Origin of the sequence: Oceaniglobus ichthyenteri, assembly GCF_003057885.1 — a bacterium.
Classification (GTDB): domain Bacteria; phylum Pseudomonadota; class Alphaproteobacteria; order Rhodobacterales; family Rhodobacteraceae; genus Oceaniglobus; species Oceaniglobus ichthyenteri.
In genome coordinates this window covers 331,172-343,574 of the sequence record NZ_QAGK01000002.1, presented here as the reverse complement: position 1 = coordinate 343,574, position 12,403 = coordinate 331,172, and the positions used below count along the sequence as shown (strand labels likewise).

Sequence of the window (12,403 nt, the reverse complement as noted above, 5' to 3'; positions counted from 1 at the left end):
TTTACGGGGGCGGGTATCCGTGCAAGCGTTGCGCATGTTTTCCGACGTTACCCTTCCGGTTTGGTTGTTGGTGCTGATCCTGCTGTTTGCGGCGGTTACCTTTGCCACCCATTTTTTGAATCCCACCGTGCGCTGGTTCCTGCGCGCCCGGATGGAGCGGGTTGTCGCGCAGTTGAACACCCGTTTGCATGTACCGATCCAGCCCTTCAAACTTGCCCGGCGCCACGACACCATTCTGCGGCTGATTTACGACCCCGAAGTGACGCGTGCCGTGGCCGACCATGCCCGCGCCACCGGATTGCGCGAAGATGCGGCTTTTGCGCTGGCGCAGAAATACGCGCGCGAAATCGTACCGAGTTTCAGTGCCACGGCGTATTTCGGATTTGCCAGCCGCGCGGCGCGCTGGCTGTCAAACAGCCTGTATGATGTGCAGCTGGAACAGGGCGGTGAAAACATGCTGCGCGGGATCGACCCGCAATCGACCGTGGTGTTTGTGGTGAACCATCGTTCGAACATGGATTATGTTTTGTTGACCTGGTTGGTCAGCCCCCGTGCTGCGTTGTCATATGCGGTGGGGGAATGGGCGCGCGTCTGGCCTCTTTCGGGGCTTATCCGGGCGATGGGCGCGTATTTCATTCGCCGCCATTCGCATTCGGCGCTGTATCGCACGGTTTTGGCCCGCTATGTGCAAATGGCCACCGAGGCAGGGGTGACACAGGCGATGTTTCCCGAAGGCCGGTTGTCGTTGGATGGCCGCCCCGGACCGGTAAAAATGGGGCTCTTGAGCTATATCATCGCCGGGGCCAAACGCGATGTCACATTCGTGCCGGTGGCGTTCAATTATGACCGGGTGTTGGAAGACCGCCTGTTGTTGCGCGCGGGTGAATTGGGCAAGCGGCGGTTTCGCGGATCGGTTCTGCGCAATGGGTCACGGATTCTGGGTTGGATCGGGGCGCGCCTGATCGGGCGCGAACACCGGTTCGGGCATGTGGCGGTGGCCTTTGGCGCGCCGCTGTCTTTGCGCGATGTGCCCGATGCCACGGATGTGGCCGCCATCACCAAGGCGTTGATGTTGCGGTTGCACCATGCGGTGCCGGTATTGCCCGTGCCATTGGTGTGTACCGTGCTGCAAGGGGCCCAAGGGCCGGTCACGCCCGACCGGTTGGAACGTGAAAATGCCGCGCTCTGCGCATGTCTGGCCAAGATGCCCGAGGTGATGTGCCTGTCCGATGTGCCAGCCGCGCTTGCCGTGTTGGTGCGGCGCGGCCTGGTGCGGTGCGATAACGGGTTTGTGTCTGTAATGCCGGGGCAAGAGCCGGTGATCGCATTTTACGGCGCATCGATCGCGCATCATTTTCGCGCCAATGCCGCAGTGCAGGAAGATTTGCAACTTTCCAAATCTAAAGAGACATAAAATTACAAAATCAAACCTCACCGGGTTGTAATGTTGCGGATAGGCGGATAATCCATCTTTATCCGCCGCCGCAATTCTGCGCTGCGGCACGAAACAGAACCCCGGAGGTGGCCTGTGATGGCTTTGGATACAAATACCGCGCCTTTGACCTATGAGGCCGAAACCAAAGATTTATATGAAATGGGTGAAATCCCCCCCTTGGGCCATGTTCCGGCGCAAATGCATGCCTGGGCCATCCGCCGCGAACGTCACGGCGCGCCGGACAAATCATTTCAGGCCGAAGTGGTCGATGTGAAAAAACCCGACAGCCACGAAGTATGCGTGTTGGTGATGGCCGCCGGGGTGAATTACAACGGCGTGTGGGCCGGCTTGGGCGTACCGATTTCACCGTTCGATGTGCACAAGGCAGACTATCATATTGCCGGGTCTGACGCGGCGGGCATCGTGTGGGCCGTGGGCGACAAGGTGAAGCGTTGGAAAGTCGGCGATGAGGTTGTGATTCACTGCAACCAGGATGACGGCGACGACGAAGAATGCAACGGCGGCGATCCGATGTATTCGCCCAGTCAGCGGATTTGGGGCTATGAAACCCCCGATGGCAGCTTTTCGCAATTCACCACCGTGCAGGCGCAGCAGTTGATGCCACGCCCACAACACCTGACATGGGAGGAATCGGCCTGTTATACCCTGACGCTGGCCACCGCATACCGGATGCTGTTTGGCCATGAACCCCATGATCTGAAGCCGGGTCAGAACGTGCTGGTCTGGGGCGCGTCGGGCGGTTTGGGGTCTTATGCGATTCAGTTGATCAACACCGCCGGGGCCAATGCGATTGGCGTGATTTCCGATGAGGACAAGCGCGAATTTGTCATGTCGTTGGGGGCCAAGGGCGTGTTGAACCGCAAGGATTTCAACTGTTGGGGGCAAATGCCCAAGGTAAACAGCCCCGAATACAAGGAATGGTTTGCCGAAACCCGCAAATTCGGCAAGGCGATCTGGGATATCACCGGCAAGGGCGTGAATGTCGATATGGTGTTCGAACATCCGGGCGAGGCGACGTTCCCGGTGTCCACGTTCGTGGTGAAAAAGGGCGGCATGGTGGTGATTTGTGCCGGCACCAGCGGTTTCAACCTGACTTTGGATGCGCGGTATCTGTGGATGCATCAAAAACGGGTGCAGGGCAGCCATTTTGCCCATCTGAAACAGGCCTCGGCCGCGAACAAGTTGATGTTGGAACGGCGGCTTGATCCTTGCATGTCCGAGGTATTCACCTGGGATCAGATGCCCGATGCGCATATGAAAATGCTGCAAAATGAACACAAGCCGGGCAATATGGCGGTGCTGGTGCAATCGCCCCGCACCGGGCTGCGCACCTTTGACGATACAATCGAAGCTGCCAAAGGCCGCTAAGCCCGCCCCATTGTGGCGAATCACTGGCCCCCCTTGTGGGGGCCTTTTGGTTTCAAGGACCTGAAAATCACCCCCTCGCTATTTCTGGGGAGTTGATTTTCGTGAATATTCACACATCCTTGTTACATGCTAGGGTTGTATTAACGGTTCGTTAATAAATGCGCAGGAGAGTCGAACATGGCAAACGACTGGATACTCGACGTTCTGGCAGACCTTAAAAAATTTGCCGCCAGCAATGATCTTGGCGCGTTGGCAGCACAGTTGGATGAAACTGCGCTTGTCGCCGCCCACGAGATCGCGTCGATACATAGGCGGGCTCCGGCCCTGATTGGTGCGCATGCGTCGAAATCGCGAATGGTTCATCGAACGACTGGCGTCGGTGACAAGTTTTAAAGGGCTGAACGCCGCAATATTCGAAATCCGCGACCAGTTCGAGGTCGATCATCTGGTCTATCACTCGGTCAACTCGACCGGTGAACAATACGCTGCGCTGACCTATGATCAGGGCTGGGTTGATCAATATATTGCCCAGGATTACGCGCGTCTTGATCCGGTCGTGTTGGGCTGTTACCGCCGCTTTCATCCGGTGGATTGGAAAAAACTGGATTGGACGCCAAAGGCCGCACGTCAGTTTCTGGGTGAGGCGGGCGAAAACGGGCTTGGCAACCAAGGCTATTCCATCCCGATTCGCGGCCCCAGCGGGCAATTTGCCCTGTTCAGCATCAATCACCGCGCCAATGACAAGGATTGGCAAACCTACCGCGATGAACATCTGGCCGATCTGATCCTGCTGGCACATTTCATCAACCAGAAGGCGTTGGAAATCGAACGCGGCACTGACCGGGTCGAGGTGCAGAAACTGTCGCCGCGCGAAATTGATGCGCTGACCCTGTTGGCCACGGGGCTGAACCGCGCTCAGGCGGCAGATACACTGGCCATCTCTGAACACACCTTGCGGGTTTACATCGAAAGCGCGCGGTTCAAACTGGGTGCGACCAATACAACCCACGCTGTTGCCCGCGCCCTGGCCTATGGTCTGTTGGTGGTCTGAGGCGTTATCAAACCGTTACCCACCGCGCGCACTGCTGAGCGCGGGTTAACCACAGCTGGTCCACATCTTTCCCTGCACTTGATTGCAGAAGGAAAGACCAGTGATCCGATATTTGTTTGGCGATGCCCTGAACCGTTACCCGCGATTGCGCGACAGCATGTTTGCCGATCGCGCGGCGCAATTTCATACCCGGCTGAAATGGGATATTCAGGTTGATGAAAACGGGTTTGAGCGCGATCAATATGATCCTTTGAACCCGCTCTATGTGATTTGGGAACGCCCCGATGGCACCCATGGCGGCAGTCTGCGGTACTTGCCGACCATGGGCCGCACCATGATCGAAGAACATTTTGCCTATCTGGTCGGGCCAAAACCGATCCGGCATAGCCAGATCTGGGAATGTACGCGGTTTTGTCTGGCCCCCGGCGGCGCGCCCAACGTTTCGGCGGCGTTGATGCTGGGCGGGCTTGAGGTGGGGTTGAACCTGGGCCTGTCCCATGCGGTTGGGGTGTTTGACGCGCGGATGTTGCGGGTTTACGGGCGCTTGGGCTGGCCGCCTGCCGTTCTGGGGCAGGATGGCGCCGGGCGGGCGGCGATTTGCGCCGGGCTGTGGGCCTTTACCCCTGATTTGCGCGCGCCGCTGTTGCAAAAGGCCGGGCTGAGCGCCGAGGTTTCAAACCATTGGTACAGGCGCGCCTTTGGCGGTGGGAAATTGGTTTTGGCGGCATGATCCGTCTGGGCAATCGGGCTGGGCGCGCCTATGGTCGCGCCCATGACAACCGCCCCCACTCTTACCTTTTCACAAGATCAGGCCGAAGCCTTTGATCGCATCACCGACATGCTGCGCGGCGCAGGTGTTGATTTAACGAATGACACCCTGAACCCCATGGTTGAGGATAAATCAGCCGTCATGGCGGTGGTGGGCAAGGCCGGATCGGGCAAAACCCTGTTGCTGGCGCGGCTTTATCAGGCCTTGGCCGATGCGGGCGTCGACATCGTGTCGGGCGATTACGAATCGCGCAAAAAGAAAGACCGCCGCACGCTGGCCATTCTTGCCCCCACCAACAAGGCCGCCAGCGTATTGCGCAACCGCGGCGTGCCCGCCACCACGATTCACCGGATTCTATACACGCCGGTCTATGACCCGGAATATGAAAAGGTCGCCGAATGGTTGGCCGGAAATGGCGAACGCCCGGTGATCGAAGGGCTGACCGATCTGGCGCTGGACCGGGCCTTGGCGTTTTATCAAAACAACAAATCCGTGCCCGGCGCGCTTGCGGCGGCAGGGCTGCGCGGCAGTGATTTCATCACCGGATGGAAACGCCGCGAAGAGCCGTTGGATATTGGCCTGGTTGATGAAAGCTCGATGTTGGACCCACGCCAATTTGACGATCTGCAAGAGATTTTCCCAACGCTATTGCTGTTTGGAGATCCGGCCCAGTTGGCGCCGGTGAACCAATCGGGCGCAATGGTGTTTGAAAAACTGGACGGCCCGCGCAAATTAACGCTGAACCGGATTCACCGGCAGGATCTGGGCAATCCGATTCTGGATTTGGCCCATGCGCTGGGCGATCAAAACCTGACCTATGATGAGTTTGACCGGATGGTGCATGACGCCGCCGCGTCCGACCCCCGCGTGGTGGTGGCAGGCCGGGTTGAGGCCGAAAAAATGGCCCGCTCGCCGGTGCTTGTATGGCGCAACGTGACGCGAATCCGCCTGATCCATGCTTTTCGTGCCGCCTATGGCGCCCCCGCCGATGCGCTGTTGCCCGGTGAGCCGTTGATTTGTGACGGGTTGGAATTGCCGCTGAAGCATCGCAAGAAACGAATCGATCTTGAGGCGCGCGGCCTGATCAAAGGCGCGCAGGTGATTTTTCTGGGGCAGGGGCGCAAACCGGGGTTTTCGCGCCTGCATGTGATTGGCGCAGAGGAGCCGCAGGTCAGCGCCGCCAGCATCGTGAAAATCGAAATGCCCGATGAGGAAGAACCGTTCATTCCTTTTGCCGCGCGCATGGGCGCCACATTTTTGCACGGCGCGGCAGTGACCATTCACAAGGCCCAGGGCAGCCAGTGGCGCGATGTTCAGGTGTTTGCCCCCGATATCAGCGCTGCCGCCTGGACCAACCGCACCGAAGCGGGAATCGCCCTGTGGAAACGCCTGGCCTATGTGGCAATCACCCGCGCGGAAGAGCGGCTTTTTTGGGTGGTGCGCAACCGATTGGCGCGCCCCACCACGCCTTTGGGCATTGACGATCTGGCACAGCCTGCCGCGCCTCTGGTTCTGGACGGCGAGGCCGAACTTTAGCTGCGGATATAGCGGAACACAGCCGCCGCGCCCCAACCGGCGGCAATGGCAATGGCCAAAGACATCAGACCATACCAGATCGGCTGTTCATGGGCGAGCGAATACAAGAACCGTTCAAGCCCAACCTTGTTCACGAAAATTGCGGTTTCATATTGGCTGACGACCTGCTGATCACGGGTCAGCAGGAAGCGCACGGTGTAATTGCCCGCCACCAGATTGGCGGGCAGGGCGATTGAGGTGTTGAACAACGTATCAGCGCGCAACGCCACGCTGCTTTCATTCATTTGATACAGGTTCGCCTTGCTGCGGATACGAATCAACGCTTCGGTGAAATTATCCTTGTCGATCACCCCTTCCGACGCAACGCCGGCCGAAATCGCGCGATCAACCGAAATCAGATGCTGCTGATCGGCCTCGTCCGAAATCATGTCCGAAAACGGCGCGCTGGTGGCAATGGCATAAAACGAAGGCGCGCTTTGCACCTCAAGCGAATCCTGGTTCACCCAGATGATCGCCCATTTATCCTTGCGCCGTACGGTCAGCGATTGGCGTGGGCCTGCAACGGTGACAATCACGCCCAAATCGCTGTCACGGTCGATTTGTTGCTCGCGTTTCACCGCGCCAAAAATCAAAATCTCAGAACCATCAAAATTTGTACTGATCGAGATGGTGTTCTGTGACAGCCCGGCGACGACTTCCTCGGATTGGGCGGGGGTGGTCAGGGCGACCAGCAACAAGAGAATGCGCAGCATCAGTGGCCCCCCTCTGCGCCAATCGAATACAATTCAGACGGCTGTACCAGCAAATCAAACGCCAGTTTGCCACAGACCAGCAAAACCATCGCCGCCAGCAGAATCCGCAATTGTTCGGCTTTCAGTTTCACGCCAATCCGGGCGCCGATCTGCGCGCCGACGACCCCGCCGATCAACAGCAGCACCGCCAACACGATATCAACGGTAAAGTTGGTGGTCGCGTGCAGCATGGTAGTGAAGGCGGTGACGAAAATGATCTGAAACAGCGATGTGCCCACCACCACTTTGGTTGGCATGCCCAGCAGATAAATCATCGCCGGCACCATGATGAACCCGCCGCCAACCCCCATGATCGCGGCCAGAATGCCCACCAGAACGCCCACGATCACCGGTGGAATCACTGAAATATACAGGCCCGAGGTGCGGAATTTCATCTTGAACGGCAGATTGTGAATCCAGTTGTGCCGTTTGCGCGCCGGTGGCTTGCCCTTGCGGGTATTGCGGATCGCATTCAGCGATTCAACGAACATCAATGATCCGATGATCCCCAGAAACAGCACATAGCACAGCTTGACCAACAGATCGACCTGGCCCAACGCCCTGAGAAAATTGAAGATCTGCACGCCAAGCGCCGCACCGACCAACCCGCCGATCAACAATACGACCCCCATTCGAAGATCGACCGTCTTTCGTTTCAAATGCGCCAGAACGCCGGAAAACGATGACGCGACAATCTGATTGGCTTCGGTGGCTACGGCGACAGCGGGCGGAATGCCGATGAAAAACAGAAGCGGCGTCATCAAGAAGCCGCCGCCAACACCGAACATGCCCGAAAGAATGCCGACAATTCCGCCCAAGCCTAGCAACAGGAAGGCGTTGACCGAAACCTCGGCAATAGGAAGATAGACTTGCATGTGTCCTCATAGCCCCCAAGGGCCGTATGACGCAACGCCCCACTTCGATCCAAACTGCGGTTTCTTTAGGTCCAGTTGGCCTAAGTCTGCGTTTGCAGAAACCGGCGCAGCACCTTGTCCAACTTCGCAGCCCCCAAAGGCGCCATCGCTTTTGTGTGTTCGTGGCTGATGGCCTCATCGCTCATGCCGGCGGCCATGTTGGTGATCGTGGAAATGGCCGCCGCCTTTAGCCCCAGAAACCGCGCCAGGATCACTTCGGGCACGGTGGACATGCCCACGGCATCCGCGCCTAACAGTTTGATCGCACGAATTTCAGCAGGCGTTTCAAAGGACGGGCCGGAATACCAGGCATAGACCCCTTGTGCCAGATCGACATCGCTGGCCTGTGCTGCCGATAAAAGGGCGGCGCGGAGTGCCGGGTCATAGGCATCTTTCATTGGCACAAACCGCGCATCGGACTGTTCGCCGATCAGCGGGTTCAGGCCCGAAAAATTGATATGATCGGTCAGGCACATCAAACTGCCTGTGGGCATGTCGGGCCGCAGGGATCCGGCGGCATTGGTGGCGATCAACGCCTCGCCGCCCAACCCTTTCAGCACCTCAAGCGGCAGGCGCATGGCATCGCCGCGCCCGGTTTCATAATAATGCGCCCGCCCGCCGAACACGGCCACGCGCACACCTTCCAATGTGCCAATCACCAGTTTGGGATTGTGGCCCGACACCCCCGCATGGGGAAAACCGGTCAGTTTGGCGTAATCAATCGACACCCCATCCACCGCGTCGGCCAAATGACCCAACCCCGACCCCAGGATCAGGCCGTATTTGACCGGCGCATCGCCCGCGCGATCCTGAATGAACCGTACCAGATCGTCAGCGTTCCTTGACATAAGCGGCCCCCCCGGCCCGTGGTGGAATGGCCTTGCCCACAAATCCGGCCAAAATAACAACGGTCAGGATATAGGGCAGGGCCTGCATGAATTGGCCCGGCACCGCGATGCCCAACAGTTCGATCGATTGATAGCGGTTGCCGATGGCATCAAGCAGACCAAACAAAAGACACGCGCCCATGGCATACCAAGGCCGCCATTTGGCAAAAATCAGGGCGGCCAGGGCGATAAACCCGCGCCCGGCGGTCATGTCTTTGACAAATCCGGCGGCCAGCCCGGTGGCCAGATAAGCCCCCGCAATCCCGCATAAAACCCCGGCGATCAGCACGGCGGAGTAGCGCAGGCGCACAACCGAAACCCCTGCCGTATCCACCGCCGCGGGGTTTTCCCCCACCGCGCGCAACCGCAGGCCGAACCGGGTGCGAAACAGAATGTACCAGGTCAGCGGCACCATCGCGAAGGCGACATAGGTTAAAATCGTGTGGCCCGATAACAATTCGTTATAGACCGGGCCAAGAACCGGCACGCCCTGCAATGCTTCGGCAAAGGGCAGCTCCACCGGTTGAAACCGCCCGCCATCAATCAGGGCGGGGGTGCGACCGCCTTGATTGAACCAATCGCGCGCGATCAACACCGTCATGCCCGAGGCAAGGAAATTCAGCGCGACGCCTGAAATCAACTGATCGCCGCGAAACGTGATCGACGCGATCCCATGGATCAGTGCAAAGATCAGCGATGCGGCGATGCCCGCCAACAACCCCAACCAGACCGATCCGGTCAGCGCCGCCACGGCCGCCGAGAAAAACGCCGCGACCAGCATTTTCGCCTCAAGCCCGATGTCAAACACCCCGGCGCGTTCGCTGAACAGCCCGGCCAGACAGGCCAACAACAATGGCGTGGCCAGACGAATCGTGGAATCCAGGATTTGGATAAGTGTGTTCAGATCCATTATTCCGCCGCCTTCAATTTGGGTTTGCGCCGCCCAAAGTGCAGGAACGCGCCCTCGACCGGGCCGCGCACCATATTATCAAGCGCGCCGGTAAACAGGATCACCAACGCCTGAATCACCAGAATCATTTCGCGCGGCACGCTGGTTTCAAACTCCAACTCGGCGCCGCCCTGATACAGCGCGCCAAACAGGATCGCCGCGATCAACACGCCCACCGGATGACTGCGCCCCATCAGGGCCACGGCGATGCCGACAAACCCGGCGCCCAACACGTTGTCTTGCAACAGGCGCTGTTGTTCACCCTGAACCGCGTTCACCGCCATAAGGCCCGCCAACGCGCCAGAAATCAGCATGGTAACCATGATGATTTTGAACGGCGAAATTCCGGCATAAATCGCCGCCGGTTCGCTGTGGCCATAGGCGCGAATTTCATAGCCCAACCGGGTGCGCCACAACAGCAGCCAAACCATGAAGCAGGCGATCAGCCCAACAATGAACGACACGTTCAGCGGTGAGCGGGCGAATTTTATGCCAATCATTCCAAACACATCCCGCGCACTGGGCAGGAACGTGCCTTCGGGAAAGCGCGCGCTTTCGGGGGCCATGCCGGGGGCCTTTAACGCACCCACCAGAAGATAAACCAACAGCGCCGAGGCGATAAAATTGAACATGATCGTGGTGATCACAATATGGCTGCCGCGCTTGGCCTGCAGATAGGCCGGAATCGCCGCCCAACCGGCACCAAAGATTGCGCCACCGAGAATTGCAAAAGGCAGCGCCAGCGTCCAATGGGGCCAGGGCAGGGCAAGGCACACCAATGCCACGCCCAATGCGCCCAATTGCGCCTGCCCCTCACCGCCGATGTTGAACAGCCGCGCGTGAAACGCCACCGCCACGGCCAGCCCGGTAAAGATGAAATTCGTGGCGTAAAACAGGGTATAGCCCCAGCCATAGGTCGACCCGACCGCGCCATTCACCATGATTTTCATCGCATTGATCGGATTTTCCCCAATCAACAACACGACCAGGCCTGACACAAACAGCGCCAGAAACAGGTTGATCAGCGGAATAAGGACGACATCGGCCCATTTTGGCAGGCTCATGGGGTGGCTCCGTCGGTTTTGGCCAGATTCGCGGCGACTTCCTCAACGGAAACATCGCGCGCGGTATCGGTGATGCCTGCCATCATCAGGCCCAATTCGCGTTCGTTGGTTTCCGAGGGCAGGCGTTCGCCCATGATTTGGCCGTCAAACATCACCGCGATTCTGTCAGACAGTGACATGATTTCATCCAGTTCAACCGACACCAACAGCACCGCCTTGCCCGCATCGCGCAGGGCGACGATTTGTTGGTGAATAAACTCGATCGCGCCAATATCAACACCGCGCGTGGGCTGTCCGACCAGCAACAGGTCGGGATTACGCTCCAACTCGCGGGCGATGACGATTTTCTGTTGATTGCCGCCGGAAAAATTCTTGGCGGTTTGCCAGCAATTGGCGGGGCGGATATCGAATTTGGCGATCTTTGCTTCGGTATCGCGGCGCAGGGCGTCGTTATCCATGAACAGCCCGTTGTTATAAACCGGATCGTGATGATAGCCGAAGGCGACATTTTCCCAAGCGTGAAAATCCAGGATCAGCCCCTCGCGGTGACGATCTTCGGGGACATGGGCGATGCCCCTTGCGCGCCGGGTGCGCGCGTCTGACGCGTCGCCGGTCAAATCGATTTCTTCACCGTTCAGGGTGATCCGCCCGGTGCCGGCGCGAATACCGCCCAGCACCTCAAGCAATTCAGATTGGCCATTGCCCGCCACCCCGGCAATGCCCAGAATTTCACCGGCGCGCACATTCAGCGATACGCCCTTCAACCGGGTCACGCCCTTACTATCGACAACCTTAAGGTTCTCAACCGACAGCACGGTATCTTTTGGCGTGGCGGCGGTTTTATCGACCTGCAACAATACCTTACGGCCCACCATCAGCTCGGCCAATTGTTCTGGCGATGTTTGTGCGGTTTTCACCGTCGCGGTCATTTCACCGCGCCGCATGACCGAAACCGTGTCGGTCACCTCCATGATTTCGCGCAGTTTGTGGGTGATCAGGATGATGGTTTTGCCTTGGGCGCGCAGCCCTTCGAGAATGCGAAACAGATGGTCCGCCTCGGCCGGGGTCAGCACGCCGGTGGGTTCATCCAGAATCAGAATATCGGCCTGACGATACAGCGCCTTGAGGATTTCGACACGCTGTTGCATCCCCACGCCAAGATCCTGAATCAACGCATCGGGATCGACGTTCAGTTCATATTCGGCGGCCAGCTGCGTCAGCAATTCGCGCGCCTTGGCCAGGCTGGGTTTCAAAAACGCGCCCGATTCCGCGCCCAGAACCACATTTTCCAGAACTGTAAAGTTTTCAACCAATTTGAAATGTTGAAAAACCATCCCGATGCCGGCGGCAATCGCCGCCTGACTGTCGGGAATCGCGGTTTTGCGCCCGGCGATGAAAATCTCACCGGCATCGGCCTTGTAGAACCCGTAAAGGATGCTCATCAGGGTGGATTTGCCCGCGCCGTTTTCACCGATGATCCCATGGATCGTTCCGGGCATGACGCGAATCGAAATGTCCTTGTTCGCCTGAACCGGCCCAAAGGATTTGGAAATACCTTTGAGTTCAATCGCGGGGGCGGCCCGATCAGGCCGCCCCATGTCTGTATCAGATACCATAC

The 12,403-nt window shown here is 58.4% G+C and carries 12 protein-coding genes; 6 read left to right on the top strand and 6 right to left on the bottom strand.

Features of this window, described 5'->3' with window-relative positions:
* The first annotated feature begins 34 nt into the window (after positions 1-34).
* From C8265_RS04635 to C8265_RS04610, 6 genes are all read left to right on the top strand, one after another.
* Positions 35-1,414 (top strand): 1-acyl-sn-glycerol-3-phosphate acyltransferase, encoded by a 1,380-nt coding sequence (locus C8265_RS04635; protein ID WP_108482807.1) that lies wholly within the window; start codon positions 35-37, stop codon positions 1,412-1,414.
* A gap of 117 nt (positions 1,415-1,531) precedes the next feature.
* Complete coding sequence (gene ccrA / locus C8265_RS04630) at positions 1,532-2,824, top strand: crotonyl-CoA carboxylase/reductase (protein ID WP_108482806.1); 1,293 nt, start codon at positions 1,532-1,534, stop codon at positions 2,822-2,824.
* A gap of 177 nt (positions 2,825-3,001) precedes the next feature.
* Positions 3,002-3,217, top strand: a complete 216-nt coding sequence (locus C8265_RS04625; RefSeq protein ID WP_108482805.1) for a hypothetical protein — start codon at positions 3,002-3,004, stop codon at positions 3,215-3,217.
* On the top strand, positions 3,204-3,875 hold the full coding sequence (locus C8265_RS04620; RefSeq protein WP_240610977.1) for a helix-turn-helix transcriptional regulator: 672 nt from the start codon (positions 3,204-3,206) through the stop codon (positions 3,873-3,875). Before C8265_RS04625 ends, C8265_RS04620 begins: the two co-directional genes overlap by 14 nt.
* 100 nt (positions 3,876-3,975) lie before the next feature.
* Positions 3,976-4,605, top strand: coding sequence for an acyl-homoserine-lactone synthase (locus C8265_RS04615; protein WP_108482803.1), 630 nt, complete (start codon positions 3,976-3,978; stop codon positions 4,603-4,605).
* 42 nt (positions 4,606-4,647) lie between these two features.
* Positions 4,648-6,180, top strand: coding sequence for an ATP-dependent DNA helicase (locus C8265_RS04610; protein ID WP_108482984.1), 1,533 nt, complete (start codon positions 4,648-4,650; stop codon positions 6,178-6,180).
* On the opposite strand, the gene C8265_RS04605 is transcribed toward C8265_RS04610, so the two are convergent.
* The 6 genes from C8265_RS04605 to C8265_RS04580 all read right to left on the bottom strand — a co-directional run bounded on the left by C8265_RS04605 (position 6,177) and on the right by C8265_RS04580 (position 12,401).
* On the bottom strand, positions 6,177-6,932 hold the full coding sequence (locus tag C8265_RS04605; RefSeq protein WP_108482802.1) for a TIGR02186 family protein: 756 nt from the start codon (positions 6,930-6,932) through the stop codon (positions 6,177-6,179). The two genes, C8265_RS04610 and C8265_RS04605, sit on opposite strands and share 4 nt — an antisense overlap.
* Positions 6,932-7,846: a sulfite exporter TauE/SafE family protein gene (locus tag C8265_RS04600; protein ID WP_108482801.1), complete on the bottom strand. Its 915-nt coding sequence runs from the start codon at positions 7,844-7,846 to the stop codon at positions 6,932-6,934. The genes C8265_RS04605 and C8265_RS04600 overlap by 1 nt, the downstream gene beginning before the upstream one ends.
* Before the next feature lie 80 nt (positions 7,847-7,926).
* Positions 7,927-8,733, bottom strand: coding sequence for a purine-nucleoside phosphorylase (locus tag C8265_RS04595; protein WP_108482800.1), 807 nt, complete (start codon positions 8,731-8,733; stop codon positions 7,927-7,929).
* Positions 8,717-9,682, bottom strand: a complete 966-nt coding sequence (locus C8265_RS04590; protein ID WP_108482799.1) for an ABC transporter permease — start codon at positions 9,680-9,682, stop codon at positions 8,717-8,719. Before C8265_RS04590 ends, C8265_RS04595 begins: the two co-directional genes overlap by 17 nt.
* Positions 9,682-10,785, bottom strand: a complete 1,104-nt coding sequence (locus C8265_RS04585; protein ID WP_108482798.1) for an ABC transporter permease — start codon at positions 10,783-10,785, stop codon at positions 9,682-9,684. The genes C8265_RS04590 and C8265_RS04585 overlap by 1 nt, the downstream gene beginning before the upstream one ends.
* On the bottom strand, positions 10,782-12,401 hold the full coding sequence (locus C8265_RS04580; protein ID WP_108482797.1) for an ABC transporter ATP-binding protein: 1,620 nt from the start codon (positions 12,399-12,401) through the stop codon (positions 10,782-10,784). The genes C8265_RS04585 and C8265_RS04580 overlap by 4 nt, the downstream gene beginning before the upstream one ends.
* Between the last annotated feature and the right edge of the window lie 2 nt (positions 12,402-12,403).